General features: G+C 66.9%; 16 protein-coding genes. 7 read left to right on the top strand and 9 right to left on the bottom strand.

Annotation, left to right across the window (positions count from 1 at the left end; genetic code table 11):
* Positions 1-111 precede the first annotated feature (111 nt).
* The 6 genes from fabV to queA all read right to left on the bottom strand — a co-directional run bounded on the left by fabV (position 112) and on the right by queA (position 7,812).
* Positions 112-1,371 carry an enoyl-ACP reductase FabV gene (gene fabV / locus AC5QAH_RS11160; protein ID WP_053442857.1) on the bottom strand — a complete coding sequence of 420 codons (1,260 nt, stop codon included), beginning with the start codon at positions 1,369-1,371 and terminating at the stop codon, positions 112-114.
* A 671-nt stretch (positions 1,372-2,042) separates the two neighbouring features.
* A complete protein-coding gene (gene secF / locus AC5QAH_RS11155; RefSeq protein WP_010484505.1) occupies positions 2,043-3,023 on the bottom strand; it encodes a protein translocase subunit SecF in 981 nt (326 codons plus the stop codon).
* Between the two features lie 16 nt (positions 3,024-3,039).
* Entirely contained in the window at positions 3,040-4,896 is a 1,857-nt protein-coding gene (secD, locus tag AC5QAH_RS11150) for a protein translocase subunit SecD (RefSeq protein WP_010484504.1), read from the bottom strand.
* A gap of 61 nt (positions 4,897-4,957) precedes the next feature.
* Positions 4,958-5,302, bottom strand: coding sequence for a preprotein translocase subunit YajC (yajC, locus tag AC5QAH_RS11145; protein ID WP_005409257.1), 345 nt, complete (start codon positions 5,300-5,302; stop codon positions 4,958-4,960).
* A 134-nt stretch (positions 5,303-5,436) separates the two neighbouring features.
* Entirely contained in the window at positions 5,437-6,567 is a 1,131-nt protein-coding gene (gene tgt, locus AC5QAH_RS11140) for a tRNA guanosine(34) transglycosylase Tgt (protein ID WP_029379947.1), read from the bottom strand.
* A gap of 177 nt (positions 6,568-6,744) precedes the next feature.
* Positions 6,745-7,812: a tRNA preQ1(34) S-adenosylmethionine ribosyltransferase-isomerase QueA gene (gene queA, locus AC5QAH_RS11135; protein WP_010484499.1), complete on the bottom strand. Its 1,068-nt coding sequence runs from the start codon at positions 7,810-7,812 to the stop codon at positions 6,745-6,747.
* A gap of 210 nt (positions 7,813-8,022) precedes the next feature.
* Between queA and AC5QAH_RS11130 the strand changes: the two genes are divergently transcribed.
* Both AC5QAH_RS11130 and AC5QAH_RS11125 read left to right on the top strand, forming a co-directional pair.
* Positions 8,023-9,519 carry an aminotransferase class III-fold pyridoxal phosphate-dependent enzyme gene (locus tag AC5QAH_RS11130; RefSeq protein WP_043403227.1) on the top strand — a complete coding sequence of 499 codons (1,497 nt, stop codon included), beginning with the start codon at positions 8,023-8,025 and terminating at the stop codon, positions 9,517-9,519.
* A gap of 264 nt (positions 9,520-9,783) precedes the next feature.
* Positions 9,784-10,377, top strand: a complete 594-nt coding sequence (locus tag AC5QAH_RS11125; RefSeq protein WP_010484495.1) for an LOG family protein — start codon at positions 9,784-9,786, stop codon at positions 10,375-10,377.
* A gap of 19 nt (positions 10,378-10,396) precedes the next feature.
* Here the strand turns inward: AC5QAH_RS11125 and AC5QAH_RS11120 are convergent, their stop codons facing one another.
* Positions 10,397-13,237 carry a bifunctional diguanylate cyclase/phosphodiesterase gene (locus AC5QAH_RS11120; RefSeq protein ID WP_224329221.1) on the bottom strand — a complete coding sequence of 947 codons (2,841 nt, stop codon included), beginning with the start codon at positions 13,235-13,237 and terminating at the stop codon, positions 10,397-10,399.
* Positions 13,238-13,484: 247 nt separating this feature from the next.
* On the opposite strand from AC5QAH_RS11120, the gene AC5QAH_RS11115 reads away from it, so the two are divergent.
* The 5 genes from AC5QAH_RS11115 (at position 13,485) to AC5QAH_RS11095 (ending at position 17,674) form a co-directional block, all read left to right on the top strand.
* Entirely contained in the window at positions 13,485-14,003 is a 519-nt protein-coding gene (locus AC5QAH_RS11115; RefSeq protein ID WP_229301621.1) for an RNA polymerase sigma factor, read from the top strand.
* The gene (locus AC5QAH_RS11110) at positions 14,000-15,007 is read left to right on the top strand and encodes a hypothetical protein (RefSeq protein ID WP_495232341.1); all 1,008 of its coding nucleotides are present in this window, start codon (positions 14,000-14,002) and stop codon (positions 15,005-15,007) included. The genes AC5QAH_RS11115 and AC5QAH_RS11110 overlap by 4 nt, the downstream gene beginning before the upstream one ends.
* 40 nt (positions 15,008-15,047) lie before the next feature.
* Positions 15,048-15,644 carry an IMPACT family protein gene (locus AC5QAH_RS11105; protein ID WP_126561084.1) on the top strand — a complete coding sequence of 199 codons (597 nt, stop codon included), beginning with the start codon at positions 15,048-15,050 and terminating at the stop codon, positions 15,642-15,644.
* Positions 15,637-17,409, top strand: a complete 1,773-nt coding sequence (locus AC5QAH_RS11100; protein WP_495232340.1) for an ABC transporter transmembrane domain-containing protein — start codon at positions 15,637-15,639, stop codon at positions 17,407-17,409. Before AC5QAH_RS11105 ends, AC5QAH_RS11100 begins: the two co-directional genes overlap by 8 nt.
* 70 nt (positions 17,410-17,479) lie before the next feature.
* On the top strand, positions 17,480-17,674 hold the full coding sequence (locus AC5QAH_RS11095; RefSeq protein WP_005409247.1) for a hypothetical protein: 195 nt from the start codon (positions 17,480-17,482) through the stop codon (positions 17,672-17,674).
* 227 nt (positions 17,675-17,901) lie between these two features.
* Here AC5QAH_RS11095 and AC5QAH_RS11090 read toward each other — a convergent pair whose 3' ends face one another.
* Positions 17,902-19,026 (bottom strand): prephenate dehydrogenase, encoded by a 1,125-nt coding sequence (locus tag AC5QAH_RS11090; RefSeq protein ID WP_049411457.1) that lies wholly within the window; start codon positions 19,024-19,026, stop codon positions 17,902-17,904.
* Complete coding sequence (gene pdxY / locus AC5QAH_RS11085) at positions 19,023-19,931, bottom strand: pyridoxal kinase (RefSeq protein ID WP_241873887.1); 909 nt, start codon at positions 19,929-19,931, stop codon at positions 19,023-19,025. The genes AC5QAH_RS11090 and pdxY overlap by 4 nt, the downstream gene beginning before the upstream one ends.
* Positions 19,932-20,111 lie beyond the last annotated feature (180 nt).

The following is a 20,111-nucleotide window of genomic DNA, read 5'->3' as shown; positions in this document are numbered from 1 at the left end:
CCTCTCTGTAGAGCCGAGCGATGCGCGGCTGCGAGACTCAAGCGAAGAGCAGCCGAGCATGGCTCGGCTCTACACAAAGAGAAGGGCGGCTTTCGCCGGCCTTTTCATTGATCAGGTCATGTCGACCAGATTGTCGATCTTCACGTCCGGGTTGACGTCGGCCTCGTAGTCGACGCCCTCCACGCCAAAGCCGAACAGGCGCAGGAAGTCGGCCTTGTAACCGGCCAGATCGCTGATCTCGTACAGGTTCTCGTTGGTCACCTGCGGCCACAGCGCAACCACCTTGCCCTGCACGTCTGCCGCCATTTCCTTGTAGTCGGCACGCAGGCGGCCTTCCTCATCGACCAGCGCAACGGTATGGCCCTCGCCATCGACCAGGTCGTGGCGCAGGCGATCGATCGCCACGCCGTCGGCCTTGCCGCCGTAGAGGATGTCGTACAGCACATCCAACTGCTCGATGCAGCCTTCGTGGGTGCCCTTTTCCTTCATCACCTTGAACAGCAGCGACAGGTACAGCGGCATGGTCGGAATCGCCGAACTGGCCTGGGTCACCACCGCCTTCAGCACCGATACGCGTGCATCACCACCAATCTTGGCCAACTTCTCGCGCAGGCCCAGCACCTTGGTGTCCAGGTCCTTCTTGGCGGCACCGATCGAGCCGTTCCAGTAAATCGCCTGGGTGATCTCTTCGCCCACATAGGTGAAGGCGGTGGTGGTGCAGCCGTTGGCCAGCACGCCGGCATCGGCCAGCGCGTCGATCCACATCTGCCAGTCTTCGCCGCCCATCACCGCAACGGTACCGGCGATTTCTTCCGGAGTGGCCGGCTGCAGATGGGTTTCGGTCAGCACTTCCTTGTCGGTATCCAGGCCGCGCAGGGTGATCGGCTCACCGATCGGCTTCAGCGTGGAGCTGATGATCTCACCGGTCTTCGGATGCTTGCGCCGCGGCGCCGCCAGGCTGTAGACCACCTGGTCGACCTGGCCAAGATCGGCCTTGATCATCTCGATGGTCCTGGCCTTCACTTCATCGGAGAAGGCATCGCCGTTGATGCTCTTGGCGTACAGGCCGGCTTCGTCGGCGTACTTGTGGAACGCGGCCGAGTTGTACCAGCCGGCCGTGCCCGGCTTGGTCTCGCTGCCCGGGCGTTCGAAGAAGATGCCCAGGGTCGCGGCGCCACTGCCGAAGGCAGCGGTGATGCGCGCAGCGAGGCCGTAGCCGGTGGAGGCGCCGATCACCAGCACGCGCTTGGGGCCGTTCTGGATCGGCGGGCGCGCGCGGATGTAGTCGATCTGCTGCTTGACCGCGGCGTCGCAGCCGGTCGGGTGGGTGGTGACGCAGATGAAGCCGCGGACGCGCGGTTTGATGACCATGGATACCTCGGGTTGGCAGATGCGGCGCGCGGGGCGCTCAGCAGGAATATGGGTGCGCGCATGCGCGCGCGAACCGCAGGATCGTAGTGCGCGGGGGCCGAATGCACAACCGACGCTGCCGTAGGGTGGTGTTTCTTTTGCAGGGTTGCACCCTGCACCCGCAGAGGCCTGAGCAACGGCCAGAGCCAGAGCAACGTCAAAAGCTGGGTTCCTGGGGGTGGGCGGGGGTGGGTCCGGTTGAGGGGGACGCTGCAAGTACGTCCATGTAAGCTCGGTCGCCGCATCCATGCGGCTCACGCCCCCTCAACCGGACCCACCCCGCCTTCGACAGACTTCCGCGATCTGTCAGGACGGCATTCTGCTCTGGTGGGTGTCGACCTTGGTCGACACGGTAGATCCACGCCATGCGTGGATGACTCATTCGATATCTGACAGGTGTGTCGACCAAGGTCGACACCTACCAACAGCCGCAGGAAACGATCTGGGGCAGAGCCCCCTGAGTCAGGGGGCGGCCGCGAAGCGGCGGGGGTCTGGGAGCTGGTAAGTGGGGCCCACGGTTCGCGCAGCGAAGCGTGGGAGCGACAGCGCGCATGCGATGACGCGTACCAGCCCTGCCAACAAAAAACCCCGCTTGCGCGGGGTTCTCTGTGCATTGCGTGCAGCGCGAACGCTTACGGGCGACGGGCCAGGGCCTCGACGTCCTTCGCCTTCGGCAGCAGGTCCTGCTTGCTGACGCGCAGGAAACCGATCGTCAGCATCGGCACCGCCACCAGGATCGAGGACAGCACCACGATCACCGCACCGATCATGTGCGTCTCGGCCAGGCCTTCCATCGAGCTGCCGCCGTACATGTACAGGGCCAGTGCCGACAGGAAGAACATCACCGCGGTGATCACCGTACGCGACAGCGTCTGGTTGATCGAACGGTTCAGCACTTCCATCGAGTCCACGCGCAGGCTGCGGAAGTTCTCGCGGACGCGGTCGAAGACCACGATGATGTCGTTGATCGCAAAGCCCATCACCGACAGCAGGCCGGCCAGCACGGTCAGGTCGAACTCACGGCCCAGCAGGGACACGTAAGCCACCGTCACGATCAGGTCGAACATGGCCACGATGCTGGCGGTGACCGCGAACTTCCATTCGAAGCGCACGGCGATGTAGATCAGGAAGCCGGCCAGCATGAAGATGGTGGCGTACAGGCCATTCATCGCCAGGTCCTTGCCGATCTGCGGGCCGACGAACTCGTTGCGCAGTACGGTTGCCTGATTATCAGCCGTGGACAGTGCCTTCACTACAGCGGCAGCGGTAGCCTTGTCTTCGGTGGCGGCAGCACCCGTGCCCGGAGCATGCTCGCCGTGTGGCGCCAGGCGGATCAGCAGGTCGGTGTTGCCACCGACGCTCTGTACCTGGGCGCCGTCGAAGCCATTCTGCTCGAGCTTGGTGCGGACCTGCTCGACGTCCACCGCCTTGTCGAAGCGGGCTTCGATCAGGGTACCGCCGGTGAAGTCCAGCGCGTAGTTGAAGCCCTTGAACGCGATGATGCTGATCGACGCCAGGAACACCACGATGGTGACTGCCATGGCGACATGGCGCCAGCGCATGAAGTCGATCTTGGTGTCGTTCGGGAGGATGTGCAGCGGAAACAGTTTCATTGTGCGTGTCGTCCCGTCAGATGGCCACGTTCTGGAGCTTCTTGCGACGGCCGTAGATCAGCGTCGCCAGCGCACGCGACACGGTGATCGCGGTGAACATGGAGGCGAAAATACCGATGATCATGGTCAGCGCGAAGCCCTTCAGCGGACCGGTACCGAATGCAAACAGCGCCACACCGACGATCAGGCCGGTCAGGTTGGCGTCGAGGATGGTGCCCGAAGCACGCTCGTAACCGGTCACGATCGCGGTTTTGCCCGGCACGCCGGCACGCAGTTCTTCACGGATACGCTCGTTGATCAGCACGTTGGCGTCCACTGACAGGCCGACCGACAACGCCAGGCCGGCAAAGCCCGGCAGGGTCATGGTCGCGCCGAACAGCGACATCACCGCCACCACGATCAGCAGGTTGAACAGCATCGCGATCGAGGTGATCACGCCGAACATGCGGTAGTAGACGCTGAAGAACACCAGGGTGAACAGGAATGCGAACACCACCGCGCGCATACCGTTCTTGACGTTCTCGGCACCCAGGCTCGGGCCGACCACGCGCTCTTCGACGAAGTCCATCGGCGCGGCCAGCGAGCCGGACTTCAGCAGCTTGGCCAGGTCCTCGGCTTCCTTCTTCTGAAGGCCGGTGGTCTGGAAGTTCTTGCCGAACACGCCGTTGATGTTGGCCACCGAGATCACTTCCTCGTTGACCTTGAAGCCACGCACTTCCTGGCCGTCGACAACGGTCACGGTCGGTACGCGCTCGGTGTAGACCACCGCCATCGGCTTGTTCACGTTGGCGCTGGTGAAGTCGAACATGCGCTGGCCGCCGACATTGTTCAGCGTCACGCTGACCGCCGGAGAACCGCTGTTCGAATCGGTCACCGCCTGCGCGCCGACCATCTGGTCACCGGTGACGATCACGCGCTTGTTCAGCAGGACCGGACCACCGCCATCACGACGCTGGTAGACCTTCGCTTCCGGCGGAATGCGGCCGGAGTTGATGGCGTCCTGTGCATTGCCGTCAACCACCGCGCGGTACTCGAGGGTAGCGGTGGCGCCGATCATGCGCTTGGCTTCGGCCGTGTCCTGCACGCCCGGCAGCTGCACGACCACGCGGTCGGCACCCTGGCGCTGGATGATCGGCTCGGCCACGCCCAGCTGGTTCACGCGGTTGCGCAGGGTGTTGATGTTCTGCTCGATGGCGCCGTTGGCGATCTGGGTGATCTCAGTTTCCGGCACGGTCACCGTGATGCGATTGCCACTGACGTCGTAGCCGAGGGTCGGCTGCGCCTTGACCAGGGCGGTGCGGGCACGCTGCGCGGCGTCGTCACCGGCGGACGGGCTCAGGTTGGCCACGATACTGTTGTCAGCACGGCGTTCCACCGACTGGTACGGAATGCGGGCGTCGCGCAGGGTGCTGCGCACGTCTTCGGTGTAGGCATCCAGGCGCTTGTCGAGCGCGGCCTTCTGGTCGACCTGCAGCACGAAGTGCACGCCGCCCTGCAGGTCCAGGCCCAGCACCATCGGGCGACCGCCGAGGTTGGCCAACCAGTCCGGCACGGTCGAGGCCAGGTTCAGGGCCACGGTGTACTTCTCGCCGACGGTGTCACGCAGGGCGTCGCTGGCAGCGGACTGCGCCTTCAGGTCCGGCAGGCGGACGATCAGGCTCTCCCCTTCCTTCTCGGCACCGAGGGCGTCCACACCGGCCTTTTTCAGGTCGGCCAGCACACGGTCGCGCAGCGCGTCGTCGACCTGTCCGCCACGGTTGGCGGTGATCTGGACGGCCGGGTCCTTCTGGTAGATGTTGGGCAGCGCGTACAGCGCACTGAGCGCCAGTACGATCAGGATGACGACGTACTTCCAGCGTGGAAATTCGAGCATTGCTTGGGTCCCGCGCGGCGCCATCCCCGGCGCCGCGGTTGTGCATCGGAAAGGGAGTGGCTTACTGGGCCGACTTCAGGGTACCGGCCGGCAGCACGTTGCCGACAGCGCCCTTCTGCACGCGGATGCGCACGTTGTCAGCCACTTCGATGGTGATGAAGTTGTCGCCGATGTCGGTGACGATGCCGGCGATGCCGCCATTGGTCAGCACTTCATCGCCACGCTTGATCTTCTCCAGCATGGCCTTGTGCTCCTTCTGCCGCTTCATCTGCGGGCGGATCATCAGGAAGTACATGATGGCGATCAGGATGACCGGGAACAGCAGCGTGGTCAGGCCCATGCCCTGCGGTTGGCCGCCGGCGGCCTGGGCGTGGGCGGCGGGAATCAGGAAAGCAAGCAGGTTCATCGTTGGTCCTTTGGTTGGGCGGCGCTCCGGCCCTTTCACGGGCACGGCGTGTCGACCGCGGATCTGGGTCAGCCTTGAAGTATGCCACGGCCCCGGGCGTTCGTCCTTGGGCCGTTTGGCAGGGGGTACTCGGTTTACAGGGGCGGTGCGACCGCCCCGCGTGCCGCGTAGAAAGACTCACGGAAGGCCAGGAAGGTTCCCGCCTCGATCGCCGCACGGATGTCGGCCATGAGCTTTTCGTAATAGAACAGGTTGTGCAGGGTACCCAGCATCGGCGCCAGCATCTCGTTGCAGCGGTCCAGGTGGCGCAGGTAGGAACGGGTGTAGCCACCGGTGCAGGCCACGCAGCCGCAGCCGGGCTCGATCGGATCCATGTCGCGCGCGTACTGCGAGTTGCGGATGCGGACGGTGCCGAACGAGGTGAAATAGTGGCCGTTGCGCGCGTTGCGGGTCGGCATCACGCAATCGAACATGTCCACGCCACGTGCGACACCCTCGACCAGGTCTTCCGGTCGGCCCACGCCCATCAGGTAGCGCGGGCGGTCACCCGGCAGCTCCGGGTCCAGGTGGTCGAGCATGGCATTGCGCTCGTGCTCCGGCTCGCCCACGGCGAGGCCGCCGATGGCGTAACCGTCGAAGCCGATCGCCTGCAGGGCCTCCGCCGAGCGGCTGCGCAGGTCGGTGTGCACGCCACCCTGGACGATGCCGAACAGGGCCGCGTCGTTGCCCAGCTCGTCATGCGCGTTGCGGCTGCGCTGCGCCCAGCGCAGGCTCAGTTCCATGGAACGGCGGGCGACGTCTTCGGTGGCCGGGTACGGGGTGCACTCGTCGAAGATCATCACCACGTCCGAATCGAGCACCTTCTGGATCTTCATGCTCTCCTCCGGGCCCAGGAACACGCGAGCGCCGTCGGTGGGCGAGGCGAAGGTCACGCCCTGCTCGGTGATCTTGCGGCGGTGGGCCAGCGAAAACACCTGGAAGCCGCCGGAGTCGGTCAGGATCGGGCCGTCCCAGCGGCAGAAGCCGTGCAGGCCGCCGTGGTCGGCGATGATGTCCAGGCCCGGGCGCAGGTACAGGTGGAAGGTGTTGCCGAGGATGATCTCGGCGCCCAGCGCACGCACCTGGTCCGGCAGGATGCCCTTGACCGAGCCATAGGTCCCCACCGGCATGAAGGCCGGCGTTTCCACCGTGCCACGCGGGAAGGTCAGGCGGCCACGGCGGGCACGGCCGTCGCGGGTCTGGAGCTGGAACTGCAATCGGGACATGGAGCGGTCATTCGGGCAAATAGTCGCTCATTGTCTCCCAAAACCGGCTCGACCGCCCATTCAGGCCTGAACGGCACGGCAGTAGAGCCACGCCATGCGTGGCTTTCCTGGTCTCCAGGCACCTGCAAGTGCGCACCAACGGTGCGCACCCACCACAAGCAGGCAGAGGTCAGCCCCCTACCCCGCTTGCGGGAACAGCAGCATGGCGTCGCCGTAGCTGAAGAAGCGGTAGCGCTGCTCGATCGCGTGCTGGTAGGCCTCGAACACCCTTTCCTTGCCGGCGAACGCGGAGATCATCATCAGCAGCGTGCTTTCCGGCAGGTGGAAGTTGGTCACCATCGCGTCGACGCTGCGGATGCGGTAGCCCGGGGTGATGAAGATCTGCGTTTCACCGGCGAACGGCAGCAGCTCGCCATCGCGCATCGCGCTTTCCAACGCGCGTACCACGGTGGTGCCGACGCCGATCACCCGGCCGCCGGCCGCGCGCGTGCGCCGTACCTGCTGCACCAGCTCCGCGCCCACGTTCAGCCACTCGCGGTGCATCACGTGATCCTTCAGGTCATCGGCGCGCACCGGCTGGAAGGTGCCCGCGCCGACGTGCAGGGTGACATGGCCGAAGTCCACGCCCTTGTCCTTTAGCGCGGCCAGCAGCGGTTCGTCGAAATGCAGGCCGGCGGTCGGCGCCGCCACCGCGCCCACTTCGCGCGCGAACACGGTCTGGTAGCGCTCGCGGTCGTCCACGCCCGGCTCGCGCTGGATGTACGGCGGCAGCGGCAGGCGGCCGGCATGCAGCAGCCACTGTTCCAGCGATTCCGGCACATGGAACTGCAGCACGTAGAACTCGCCATCGCGACCCAGCACCTCGGCTTCGCCACCGGCATCCAGCGCGATGCGGCTGCCGGCCTTCGGCGACTTGCTGGCGCCGACCTGGGCACGGGCCTGCTGGCCGCCGAGCAGGCGCTCGATCAGGATCTCCACGCGGCCACCGCTGGCCTTCTGCCCGAACAGGCGCGCCGGGATCACCCGGGTGTCGTTGAACACCAGCAGATCGCCCGGCTGCAGCAGGGATGGCAGATCACGCACCTGCAGATCGGTGAAGCCATCGGGCGCCGGCGGGACCAGCAGCAGGCGGCTTGCGGAACGTTCGGCCAGGGGCGCCTGCGCGATCAGTTCAGCCGGCAGGTCGTAGTGGAAATCGGACTTCTTCAAGGCAGTGGGCGGCAACAGGTCGACAATGGCGCGCATTGTACGTCCAGCGTCTGCGAGCCGGCGCGCTTCGCGGCGAACGTCGCGCAAAATGCTGCTATGCAGCAGGTTTCTGCGGGGTTATCGCGCAAAAAAACAAGTGCTAGCATCGAGCCGGAAGTCCGCTGCACGAGCCTGCCCCAAGCGCGCGTGATGACGCGCGTTTTGCTTTTGAAGACCCGTGCGACCCATTGTTTCAGGAGATCTGCAATGAGCTTCATCGAACGCCTCGCCCCCCTGCGCAACCAGCCCGGCACCCGCCTCACCTCCGGCCTGGACGATGCCACCCTGACCACCCTGTCCGCCAACCACCCGCAGCTGATCGCCGCGGTGGACGCCGCCGCCGAGGAATTCGCGCGCGTGCAGGCCGACCTGGGGCCGCTGCTGGCGCAGGACGAACAGGCGCAGATCGACGCGATGCAGGACGGTTTCGTCAATTTCTATGCCGATGACGCGGTGACCCCGTACGTGGCACTGGCCGCGCGCGGCCCGTGGGTGGTCACCCTGAAGGGCGCCGTGCTGTACGACGCCGGCGGCTACGGCATGCTCGGCTTCGGGCACACCCCGGATGCCGTGCTGGAGGCGATGGCCCGCCCGCAGGTGATGGCCAACATCATGACCCCCAGCCTGTCGCAGCAGCGCTTCATCACCGCCCTGCGCGCCGAGATCGGCCACCGCCGTGGCGGCTGCCCGTTCGCCCGTTTCATGTGCCTGAATTCCGGTTCCGAGGCCGTCGGCCTGGCCGCCCGCATCGCCGACGTCAACGCCAAGCTGCAGACCGACCCCGGCGCGCGCCACGCCGGCGCCGCGATCAAGCGCGTGGTGGTCAAGGGCAGCTTCCACGGCCGTACCGACCGCCCGGCGCTGTATTCCGATTCCAGCCGCAAGAGCTACATGCAGCACCTGGCCAGCTATCGCGGCGAGGACTCGGTGATCACCGTGGCGCCGTACGACGAGGCCGGCCTGCGCAAGGTGTTCGAGGATGCCGCACGCAACCAGTGGTTCATCGAAGCGGTGTTCCTGGAGCCGGTGATGGGCGAAGGCGACCCCGGCCGCTCGGTGCCGCCGTCGTTCTATGCCGTGGCCCGTGAACTGACCCGTGCCCATGGCAGCCTGCTGCTGCTCGACTCGATCCAGGCCGGCCTGCGCGCGCATGGCGTGCTCTCGGTGGTGGACTACCCGGGCTTCGAAGGCCTGGACCCGCCGGACATGGAGACCTATTCCAAGGCGCTCAACGCCGCGCAGTACCCGCTGTCCGTGCTGGCGGTAACCGAGCATGCCGCGCAGCTGTACCGCAAGGGCATCTATGGCAACACCATGACCAGCAACCCGCGTGCGCTGGACGTGGCCTGCGCCACCCTGGCCCAGCTGACCCCGCAGGTGCGTGCCAACATTGCCGAACGCGGTGCCGAGGCCGTGCGTAAGCTGGAACAGCTGAAGAACGAGCTGGGCGGGCTGATCACCAAGGTGCAGGGCACCGGCCTGCTGTTCTCCTGCGAGCTGGCCCCGCAGTTCAAGTGCTACGGCGCCAATTCCACCGAGGAATGGCTGCGCCAGCACGGCATCAACGTGATCCACGGTGGCGAGAACTCGCTGCGCTTCACCCCGCACTTCGGCATGGACAGCGAAGAGCTGGACCTGCTGGTGGGCATGGTCGGCCGCGCCCTGCGTGAAGGCCCGCGCCGCGAGCAGGCGGCGGCGGCGTAAACCCCCGCTTCGGTAGAGCCGAAGGCAGCGGCAGGAGCCGCTGCCAACGTCGCTGGCGACGGCCCGAAGGGTGCCGGTCAGGACGACCGGCATAGCCCATGCTCGGCTGGCGCCTTTGCCGCGATCTGAACGAAGAGCAGCCGAGCGCGGCTCGGCTCTACAGAAGGCCTCTCAAGGCCTCATAATCCTTGGGCACCCCGTCCCTGACCGCCCTGCGGTCGGCGACGGGGCGTTTTCGTTTCCGGCCAAGAGACAGGAAGATCCATGAAATCGATCTGTGTGTACTGTGGTTCCAACGCTGGCAGCAAGCCGGCCTATACCGAACGCGCCATTGCACTGGGCGACCGCATCGCCCGCGACGGCCTGCGCCTGGTGTATGGCGGGGGCAACGTCGGCCTGATGGGAACCGTGGCCAATGCCGTGCTTGCCGCTGGCGGCGAAGTGACCGGCGTGATCCCGCGTCAGCTGGCCGACTGGGAAGTGGCCCACCGCGGCCTGACCGAACTGGAGATCGTCGGTTCGATGCATGAGCGCAAGTCGCGCATGTTCGACCTCGCCGATGGCTTCGTCACCCTGCCCGGCGGCTTCGGCACCATGGAAGAGATCTTCGAGATGCTGACCTGGCGCCAGCTGGGCATCGGCAACAAGCCGTGCGCGTTCCTCGATGTGGAAGGCTTCTACGCCCCGCTGATCGGCATGATCGATCGCATGGTGGAAGAGCGCTTCCTGCACCCGGACCAGCGCCAGGACCTGTGGTACGGCTCGGACATCGAAGCGATGCTGGAGTGGATGAAGAACTACCAGCCGGCCCAGGCCTCGAAGTGGATCGACGAGAAGCGCCGGGCCGCCCTGCGTTGATGCAGCCGCACGCGGTGGCTCAGGCCGCCGCGTGCGACCACGGGGCAGGCCGCCCCAGCAGATAGCCTTGGCCGTAATCGCAGCCCAGTTCGCGCAGGGTCTGCCGCTGCGCCTCGGTCTCGATGCCTTCACCGATGGTCTCGATGCCCAGCGTGCGCGCCAGCGACAGTACGCCTTCGACCAGCGCGCGCGTGCTCTGCACTTCCGGTCCATGCAGGCCGGCGATGAAGCTCTGGTCGATCTTCAGCGTACTGATCGGGAAACGGTGCAGGTAGGACAGCGCGGAGAAGCCGGTACCGAAATCGTCCAGCTGCACCTGGATGCCGCGCTCGCGCAGCCCCTGCAGGATGCGCAGCGTGTGCGGGCCATCGTCCAGCAGCGCCACCTCGGTGATCTCCAGGCGCAGCCGGCGCGGATCGGCACCGCAGCTGTCGAGCAGGCCGAACAGGCGGTCACTGAATTCGGCGGAGCGGAAATGCCGGGGTGAGACGTTCACCGAGACGTAGCCTTCGCCCCCCTGCGCCAACCCTGCGATGACCTGCTCGTAGATCAGCCAGTCGACCTGTTCGATCAGGCCGCTCTCTTCACCCAGCTCCAGGAACGCGCCCGGCAGCAGCAGGCCGCGGCGCTCATGCTGCCAGCGCAGCAGCGCCTCGTAGCCCACCACCTCGCCATCGGACAGGCGCACGATCGGCTGGTAGAACGGCACGAAATCGCGGTTGTTGATCGCACGACGCAGGTCGGCCTCCAGGTCGAGGCTGCGCATGGCCTGCTCGCGCATGTCTTCGTCGAAGATCGCGCAGCGGTCATGACCCTGCGCCTTGGCCCGGTACATGGCCGCGTCGGCGTCGCGCAGCAGCTCTTCGCCGGTGCGGTAGCGCGGGTTCCACAGGGCGATGCCCAGGCTGCCGGACGGGAACAGTTCGCGCCCGGCGATCCACATCGATTCCTGCAGCGCCAGCAGCAGGCGCTGGCCAAAGTCCAGCGCCTGTGCCAGGCCCTGCGGGCATTGCAGCAGCACCGCGAATTCATCACCGCCCAGCCGCGCCACAACGTCCTCGGCGCCAGCCATCGATACGATGCGCTTGGCCACCTCCACCAGCATGCGGTCACCGGCAGCGTGGCCGATACTGTCGTTGACCAGCTTGAAGCGGTCCAGGTCGAGGAACAGCACAGCGAACACCGGCCCACCATCACGCTTGGCCAGCGCCAGCGCATCCTGCAGGCGGTCCAGCAGGTGCAGGCGATTGGGCAGGCCGGTCAGCGCATCGTGCATGGCCTGGTGGGTCAGGCGCTGCTCGGCACGCAGCCGCTCGCCGATCTGCCCGAGCAACTTCTCGTTGACCTCGGCCAGCTCGCGGGTACGTTCTTCCACGCGCTTTTCCAGCTCGGCATGCGCCGAGCGCAGCCGCTGCTGGTCGCGCTGACGGGCCAGGCCGGTACCGATGTTCTGCGCAACGAAGGTCAGCAGGCGCTGGTCATGCACGCTGAAAATGCTGTTCTCGCTGTAGCTCTGCACCACGATCGCGCCGACCACTTCGTCGTCGCGCAGCAGTGGTACGCCCAGCCAGCAGTGCGAACGCGCACCGGATTCACGCACCTCGCCACTGGCCAGCAGTGCATCGATCTGCGCGCGCGAGGCCAGCAGCGGGCGCCGGTTGCGCACCACGTATTCGGTCAGGCCCCGGCTGAAGGGCCGTGGCGCGCGACTGGCATTGTGCTCGTCCACCGAATACACGAAATCCAGGCCGTTGCCGGCCGGGTTGACCAGGGCGATGTAGAAATTGCGCGCGTCGAGCAGACGCCCAACCACGCCATGCACCTGTCCGTAGAACTGGGCCAGGCTGTCGGCCGACATCGCCATCTCGGCAATGTTATAGAGCGCGGTCTGCAGCTGTTCGGCGCGACGCCGCTCGGTTACTTCGTCCTGCAGGCTGTGGTTGGCCCGCTGCAGTTCCTGGGTACGCCGCTCTACCTGCTGCTCCAGCCGCACCTGCGCCTGGCGCCGGTCCATCGCGGTCTGCACATGCTGCGCAACGAAACCCAGCAATGCGCGCTCGGCCTCGCCATAGCGGGCCGCCTGTTCATAGCTCTGAACCACGATGGCACCGCATACACGGCCATCGCGCAGCATCGGCACGCCCAGCCAGTCCAGGCTTTCCGGCCCACGCTGCGGGTCGTGCTCCTGTTCCATCACCTGCGCCAGCAGTTTGCGCGAGGGACCACTGAGCGGTTTGCCATGGCGCAGCAGCGCCACGGTCAGGCTGCGCGGCATCTCGCTGGCGTCATGGCTCTGCGTGGGATCGGCGACGAAGTCATCGACCTGATCGGCGAAGTACAGGAACCGGATCTGGTCGCGCACATCGTCGTATTCGACGATGTAGCAGTTCTCGGCATACATCAGCGTACCCAGCACGCCATGCACGTGGCGCAGCATCTCGGGCATTTCAAGGTCGGCACCGGCCAGGTCTGCAATCTGGAACAGGGCCTGCTGCAACCGCTCGGCCTCTTCCAGTGCCTTGATCTGGCCGGCCTGGCGGCCGCGCTGCAGCGCCAGCTCCATCGCCTGCCGGGCAACGCCCCACCATGCCGGCGAAGGCACTGCGCCTTCGACCGACAACAGCAGGCGCGCACCATCATGTTCCCAGCCGTGCTGGCCATCGCCCGCGCCGGGTACCGCCGCATCACCTCCGGCAGCCGCTGTCGGCCACCCCCCCTGGCCACGACCGAGCTGCGGGTCGTCCCAGCCGACGCGGACCACGGCCGTTTCCGGCAAAAGCGCATGCAACGCGCGCACCAGCGCCGTGCTCAGCACGGCCTCGTGTGGTGGCTCTTCCGCCGGTTCAGCATGCGTGGACAAATGACAATCTCTTGGCGCCGTCGGTGCGTCGCCTCCCCTGAGCCGCCGAGCATAGCGCGCCACCCGGGGGGCAATGGAAGCCCGTAAACCCCGAATCGTGCGCCCGTACGTTTTTCCTGCTGTCCGTAGCCCCTTCCGAGCCATGACCCTCGCCCTGCCCGCCCCCGCCACCGGCTATGCGCCATCGCCTGCAGGCCTTACCCTGTACGCCGTGGAAGCCAGCGCACTGCCAACCGATGAAGCCTTGATGCTGGCCTGGGCCGGTGGCGACCTGCGCGCATTCGAAAGCCTGTATGCGCGCCATCGCAAGCGCCTGTTCGGCTTCCTGCTGCGGCAACTGCGCGACAACGCGCTGGCCGAGGAGATCTTCCAGGACGTCTGGCAGCGGGTGATCAGCGCCCGCGCCGGCTGGCAGCCCGAGGCGGCGTTCAGCACCTGGTTGTTCCGCATTGCGCACAACCGTCTGAATGACCATTGGCGTGCCGCCCGTCATCGCCCCGCCGCGCCGGCCGACGCCGATCTGCGCCTGGCCGCGATCGAGGATGGGCAGACCCCGGAAGGTGAGCTTTCCGAATTCGAACAACGTCGCCGCATCCAGCTGGCGATGGAACAACTGCCGCCGGAGCAGCGCGAAGTGCTGCAGCTGCGGCTGGATCAGGAACTGAGCCTGGAGGAGATCGGCCAGATCACCGGCGTAGGCCGGGAAACCGTGAAATCGCGGCTGCGCTATGCGATGGACAAGCTGCGTGCGGGATTGAACGCATGAACCGAGACGAACCGCTGACGCCGGAAGAACGCGAGCTGTCCCGCCTGCTCGGCCGTCGCGCCGATCAGGCACCGCCCGCCGCACTGGACGCCGCCATCCTGGCCGCGGCCCGCGCTGCCGTGGACGCTCCGGCTGCCGATGCGGTCGCCTCTCCCGAGGCGCCGCCCATGCAGCGCGCACGCCCGCGTTGGCCGGCGGTGTTCGGCATCGCCGCCTCGATGGTGTTCGCCATTGGCATCGCCTGGCAGCTGCGTCCGGAACCGCCGCCGGTTCCGGCCGGTGAGGCCGCTGTTGCTGCGGCACCGGCTGCTGCAGAAGACGTTGCGGCTGCCGATCAGGCCGCTGACAGCAGTGCGGCCGACAGCGCGGTGGCGGCTGCGGAACCGGCCGCTGCGCCCGCAGCGCCCGAGGCAGGCCCTGTTGCCGCTGCCCCGGCACCGGCACCGGTCATCGCGCGCACGCGCAAGCCTGCGCCGGCCGAGTCCGCTGACGCGCCGGCCCAGGCTACACGATCGATGGCTGCAGATGCCGCCGCCGATACCTCCTTTGCGGCCCTTCCGCCCACTCCGGCCGCAGCGCCGGCAGCGGCGCCGCCTGCGCCACCGGCACCCGCCGCCTACTCGGCACCGGCACCGGCATTCGCGCCGGTAGCGTCCGGGGCGCTGAAAGCACGCACGGCCGCAGCACCGGCAGCGAATGCCGCCGAAGTCGAGCGGGCGCAGGCGCTGGACCGGGTAGAAATCACCTCGATGAAGCGTGAGGCTCCCAGCCGTTCCGCACCAGGCATCATGCGCCGCAGCACCGATGCGGGCCTGAGCGCGGACGCCGTGCAGGCCGAGGTGGACGCCGACGCACGACTGCCGCGTCGGCAGTGGCTGCAGAAAATCCGTACACGACGCGACGACGGCCAGCGCGATCTGGCCCGTGCCAGCCTGGAGCGTTACATGCAGCAGTACCCGGAAGCGCGCCTGCCACGCGACCTGCGCCCACTGCTGGACGACTGAAGCGGACGGGAATACCTGGCAACCCCGTAGAATGGCGGGAATGCTCGATACTCTCGCCCAGCCGGTCAGCCACACGCTGGAAGTCAAACACAGCCGTTTCATCGCCCATGCCGCGCCGATCGAAGGCGCCGCAGCGGCCATGGCGTTCCTGCAGCAGGTCGCGGTGGCCGATGCCACCCACAACTGCTGGGCCTACCGGCACGGGCAGGACTATCGCTCCAGCGACGATGGCGAGCCGGCCGGCACGGCTGGACGTCCGATCCTGGCGGCGATCGACGGCCAGGGTTTCGACCGGGTGATGGTGGTGGTGACCCGCTGGTTCGGCGGTATCAAGCTCGGCGCCGGTGGCCTTGTACGCGCCTACGGTGGCGCCGCCGCCGAGTGCCTGCGTACCGCGCCGCGCCTGCCGCTGCTAGTGATGGCCCGGCTGCAGCTGCTGGCCGGCTTCGAGGATCTGGGTACCCTGCACGCCACCCTGCCCGCCTTCGGTGCCGAAAAGCGCGATGAACAGTTCGATGCCCATGGCGTGTGCCTGCGGATCGAATTGCCTGCCGATCAGGTCGACGCATTGAAAATCCGCCTGCGCGACGCCACCCGTGACCGTATCCGCATAGAAGACGACGACCAGGATGACTGACAAGGACGACGCCCCCGCTTCGACCCCGCCGCTGCGGCGCCTCGGCAGCCTGCGCACGCTGTGGCCATTCGTGCGCCGCCATAGCGGGCTGTTCACCGCCTGGCTGCTGGCCCTGGCGGTGTCTTCGGCCGCCACGCTGAGCCTGCCGCCGGCGGTGAAGCAGATGATCGATCATGGTTTCAGCAGTGGCGGCCAGATCAACCGCGCCTTCGCCCTGCTGATGCTGGTGGCGGTCGTGATGGCGTTGGGCACGGCCGCGCGTTTCTACTTCGTGTCGCTGCTCGGCGAAAAAGTCGTGGCCGACCTGCGCAGCCAGCTGTATGCCCACCTGATCCAGCTGGGCGCCGGCTTCCACGACCGCAGCCGCAGCGGCGAACTGGTCTCGCGCCTGACCGCGGACACCGAACTGCTGCGCAGCGTGGTCGGCTCGACCATGTCCGTAGCATTGCGCAGCACGGTCACTGTCATCGGCAGCCTGGCGATGCTGTTCGTCACCAGCCCGCGGCTGGCCGCATGGTCGCTGCTCGGCATTCCACTGGCGGTGCTGCCGATCATCATCGGTGCGCGCAAGCTGCGCACGGTCGCGCGCAACAGCCAGGACCGCATCGCCGATGCCAACAGCCTGGCCAGCGAGACGCTGGGCGCGGTGCGCACGGTGCAGGCACATGCACGCGAACCATACGAACGCGGTCGCTTCGACAAGGCGCTCGGTGACGCCATCGGCGCCGCCCGCCGCCGCATCGGTGCACAGTCGCTGGTCACCGCCAGCGCCATCCTGCTGGTGTTCGGCGCCATCGTCGGTGTGCTGTGGCTGGGCGCGCACGACGTCATCGACGGCCGCCTCAGCGCCGGCACGCTGGGTCAGTTCGTGCTGTATGCATTGATCGGCGGCGGTTCGGTGGGCGCGCTGGCCGAAGTATGGAACGAGCTGCAGCGCGCGGCCGGCGGCATGGGCCGCATCGGCGAACTGTTGCAGGAAGACATCGAGATCCGCGCACCGGCCCAGCCGCATGCACTGCCGCAACCGCTGCGTGGCGAGATCCGGTTCGACGACGTGGTGTTCCACTACCCGCAGCGACCGGAGCAGGCCGCACTGGACCACTTCAACCTGCATGTGCGCCCCGGCGAGACCGTAGCGCTGGTGGGTCCGTCAGGGGCGGGCAAGAGCACGGTGCTTTCGATGCTGCTGCGCTTCCATGACCCGGCCAGCGGCCACATCGACGTGGACGGCATCGACGTGCGCCAGGTCGACCCGGCCGAGCTGCGTGCGCAGCTGGCGCTGGTGCCACAGCAGCCTACGCTGTTCGCTGCCAGTGCCCGCGACAACATCCGCTATGGCCGCCTGCAGGCCAGCGACGCCGAGGTCGAGGATGCCGCACGAGCGGCCGAGGCCGACGGTTTCCTGCGCGCGTTGCCGCAGGGCTATGACAGCGAGCTGGGTGAGCGCGGTGCCCGCCTGTCCGGTGGCCAGCAGCAGCGTGTGGCGATTGCCCGTGCGCTGCTGAAGGATGCGCCGATCCTGCTGCTGGATGAAGCCACCAGCGCGCTGGATGCACAGAGCGAACACAGCGTGCAGCAGGCATTGGAACGGTTGATGGCGGGTCGCACCACGCTGGTCATCGCCCACCGCCTGGCCACCGTGCTCAAGGCCGACCGCATCGTGGTGATGGACCAGGGCCGCATCGTCGCCGAGGGCACGCACGCACAGCTGCTGGCCGAAGACGGACTGTACGCTGAACTGGCACGCCTGCAGTTCATCGATTGATGACGTCCGGCTAACATCGGCGCGGCCAAGCTGGCCGCGCAACTGCAGCATCCGCTGAAGGAGGTGCACGATGTCGTTCCGTCAGTTCCCCGCCGTCGACAGCAACGGCGAAAGTCACATCATCATCGAGTTCAAGCCCGAGGCGAATGGCAGCGGGCACCATTCCGAAGCCACGCCGCGCTACGAGCTGGATGATGGGCGGCCGCTGGTGCGCGATGGCCGCGAGTTCACCACCAGTGGCGGCGAGTTGAGGTTGACGATTTGAGGTTCGCCGGGCATGGCCCGGCGCTACCGGATTTCATTCCGCCCTGCTCTGGTGGGTGTCGACCTTGGTCGACATGCTTTTTGCCAAAGGCGGTCGAGCATGGCTCGACGCTACAAAAAAGCATGGTCAATTTTTCACCAAGCATCTTGACAGCCTTGGCTGCCAAGGGCTGCGCGCGGTTATCCACACCTTTGCTCAGAAACCATCCACATCGCCTGTGGATGAATTCAGCCCAGCACCCGTCCGATGCCGCTGGCGTCCACCTCGGCCGCCGCCCGGGTGATCGCCGCCGGATCGCTGCCGGCCACGAATCCGATACGGAAATGCACTTCGCCGCCAGGCGTTCGCGAAGAATGGATCGACGCCAGGCTGATGCGGTGCTGCTCGAACACGTTCAGCAGTTCACGCAACGACCCCGGCCGGTCTTCCGGCAGGTGCACTGACAACGCATTGCGCTCGGTCAGGTCAGCCAGCAGATAGCCCACGCGTTCGAATGTGTAATTGCCGTCCGCGAGCGCCTGCTCGCCGAAGGCAGTGCGATTGGCCGACAGCAGCTGCTCCCGGAATGCAGCACGTGCACCGTCGTCACCCTGCCCGACCTGCGCCTGCAGGGACTGCAGCTGGCCGACCAGCCGCTCCAGCATCGGCGCTACGTATGGGTTGCCGAACTGGATGTCTTCGTAGATCGCCGGGTTGAGCGACAGGATGCGCGAGATGATCGCCGTATCCAGCTCGAACGATGCCGACCGGTACGGCATCATCGCGGCCAGATCGCCCAGCTGCGGCTGGTACTGGCGCAGCACGCCGGCCTGGGCCAGGTGAGTGGCATGCACCATCGCCTGTACCAGCGCCATCATCTGGTCGTGGTGCTGCGGCGTGGCGCGCACGCACTCAGCCTGCAACGCCGTGCACAGCGTATCAGCCCACGGCTGCCAGTGCTGCAGCCGCGCTTCGCAGACCACCATCACCCGGCCCTTCAGGGTCGGCGCCTTGGGCGGAGCGGTCATCGGGTGCAGGCCGACCACTTCGGCTTGAGAGGCCAACATCGCCTGGACCGGCGCTTCCTTCACCGAGGTCACGTCCAGCCACAGTCGGTCGCGTTCACGGCCTGCGGACTGCCGCACGTACTCGGCGATCAACGCGGGCGTGTGCCGGATCGGCGCCGAGAACACCAGCACGTCGGCCTGCGCCAGCAGCTCTTCCGGCGTATGCGAGTCCGGATCGGCCGGATCGTGGCCGATCACCTTCAGCTGCATGTGCTGCTGGAAGAAGCGGGTCAGCCAGCGCCCGTAGGCGCCGGCACTGCCGATGATGCCGACCGTGCGCGGCGTACGTTCGAGCAGGCCGCTCATGCCACGCGTTCGGCGCGGAAGCGCGACCCTTCGGCCAGCGCGGCAGGCGCTGCAGCAATCACGTCGAACTCTTCGAAGCCGTTGTCCAGGGTCGCCTCCAGCGCCGCGTGGGTGCCGGCAATCGCACGCGAGATCGCCTGTTGCATCGATTCGCCGCGCAGCAGGAACGACACCACCAGCGACATCAGCACATCGCCGGTACCGGCCACGTCCACCGGCAGCAGCGGCGAGGTCCAGCGCCAGGTCTCCTCGCGGCCAACGGCCAGGGTCACCAGTTCACCCGGGGTGCCGCCTACGCTGTGCGCGATCACCCAGTGCGGGCCACGATCCAGCAGCGTGCGTGCGGCGGCGATGGCATCAGCCTCGGCGAGCGCCGGCATGCCGGTCAGGCGATTCAGTTCAAAGGCGTTCGGGGTCACCAGCCAGGCATGCGGCAACAACCGCTCGGCGAAGATCGCTTCCAGGCCCGGTTCCACGTAGGGGCCGGTGTGAGTATCACCGATCACCGGATCCAGGCAGTAACGCAGCTGCGGGCAGGCCGGCAGGATGTCGTCCAGCCAGTCGGCGAAGGCGGCACCATTGGCCGTGCTTCCAAAGTAGCCGGAGACGAGCATCCTCGCCCGCTGCGGCAGGCCACGCTCGTGGGTGCCCCGCAACAGATCGGCGAACCAGTCGGCGGGCAGCACGCGACCGCGGGTGGTGTCGTAGAACGGCGCGTTGCTCAGCAGCACGGTCGGAATTTCGGCTACGCGCACGCCGAGCGCGCGCATCGGCGGTACGGCGGCGCTGTTGCCGGCATGGCCGTAGACAAGTTGCGACTGGACCGAGATGACATCGATCGGCGACGGGCCGTCGGGCCGCTGGCGGCGGCCGTGGACCAGGTGGTTATCAAGGAATTCGCTCATGGCCGCATTCTACGCCCAAGGGGGTTTTCGGCAGGGCTTGCAGCCCTGCACCTGCTCTATGCAACGGCAACGGCAACGGCAACGGCAACGGCAAAAGCCAGAGCGGCATTCCGTGAGTTGGCGGGGCGGTGTGGGTGGTCAGGACACGCCGTAAACCCATCCATGGGGGCTCGATGGCGC

The organism is Stenotrophomonas sp. YJH_SMC_43, from assembly GCF_059372535.1.
This window is presented reverse-complemented; position numbering and strand designations above follow the sequence as displayed.

Excerpts from the sequence above, each read along its gene's own strand:
- fabV (WP_053442857.1), bottom strand. The coding sequence starts at position 1,371 with ATGGTCATCAAACCGCGCGTCCGCGGCTTCATCTGCGTCACCACCCAC.
- secF (WP_010484505.1), bottom strand. The coding sequence starts at position 3,023 with ATGAAACTGTTTCCGCTGCACATCCTCCCGAACGACACCAAGATCGAC.
- secD (WP_010484504.1), bottom strand. The coding sequence starts at position 4,896 with ATGCTCGAATTTCCACGCTGGAAGTACGTCGTCATCCTGATCGTACTG.
- yajC (WP_005409257.1), bottom strand. The coding sequence starts at position 5,302 with ATGAACCTGCTTGCTTTCCTGATTCCCGCCGCCCACGCCCAGGCCGCC.
- tgt (WP_029379947.1), bottom strand. The coding sequence starts at position 6,567 with ATGTCCCGATTGCAGTTCCAGCTCCAGACCCGCGACGGCCGTGCCCGC.
- queA (WP_010484499.1), bottom strand. The coding sequence starts at position 7,812 with ATGCGCGCCATTGTCGACCTGTTGCCGCCCACTGCCTTGAAGAAGTCC.
- AC5QAH_RS11130 (WP_043403227.1), top strand. The coding sequence starts at position 8,023 with ATGAGCTTCATCGAACGCCTCGCCCCCCTGCGCAACCAGCCCGGCACC.
- AC5QAH_RS11125 (WP_010484495.1), top strand. The coding sequence starts at position 9,784 with ATGAAATCGATCTGTGTGTACTGTGGTTCCAACGCTGGCAGCAAGCCG.
- AC5QAH_RS11115 (WP_229301621.1), top strand. The coding sequence starts at position 13,485 with ATGCTGGCCTGGGCCGGTGGCGACCTGCGCGCATTCGAAAGCCTGTAT.
- AC5QAH_RS11110 (WP_495232341.1), top strand. The coding sequence starts at position 14,000 with ATGAACCGAGACGAACCGCTGACGCCGGAAGAACGCGAGCTGTCCCGC.
- AC5QAH_RS11105 (WP_126561084.1), top strand. The coding sequence starts at position 15,048 with ATGCTCGATACTCTCGCCCAGCCGGTCAGCCACACGCTGGAAGTCAAA.
- AC5QAH_RS11100 (WP_495232340.1), top strand. The coding sequence starts at position 15,637 with ATGACTGACAAGGACGACGCCCCCGCTTCGACCCCGCCGCTGCGGCGC.
- AC5QAH_RS11095 (WP_005409247.1), top strand. The coding sequence starts at position 17,480 with ATGTCGTTCCGTCAGTTCCCCGCCGTCGACAGCAACGGCGAAAGTCAC.
- AC5QAH_RS11090 (WP_049411457.1), bottom strand. The coding sequence starts at position 19,026 with ATGAGCGGCCTGCTCGAACGTACGCCGCGCACGGTCGGCATCATCGGC.
- pdxY (WP_241873887.1), bottom strand. The coding sequence starts at position 19,931 with ATGAGCGAATTCCTTGATAACCACCTGGTCCACGGCCGCCGCCAGCGG.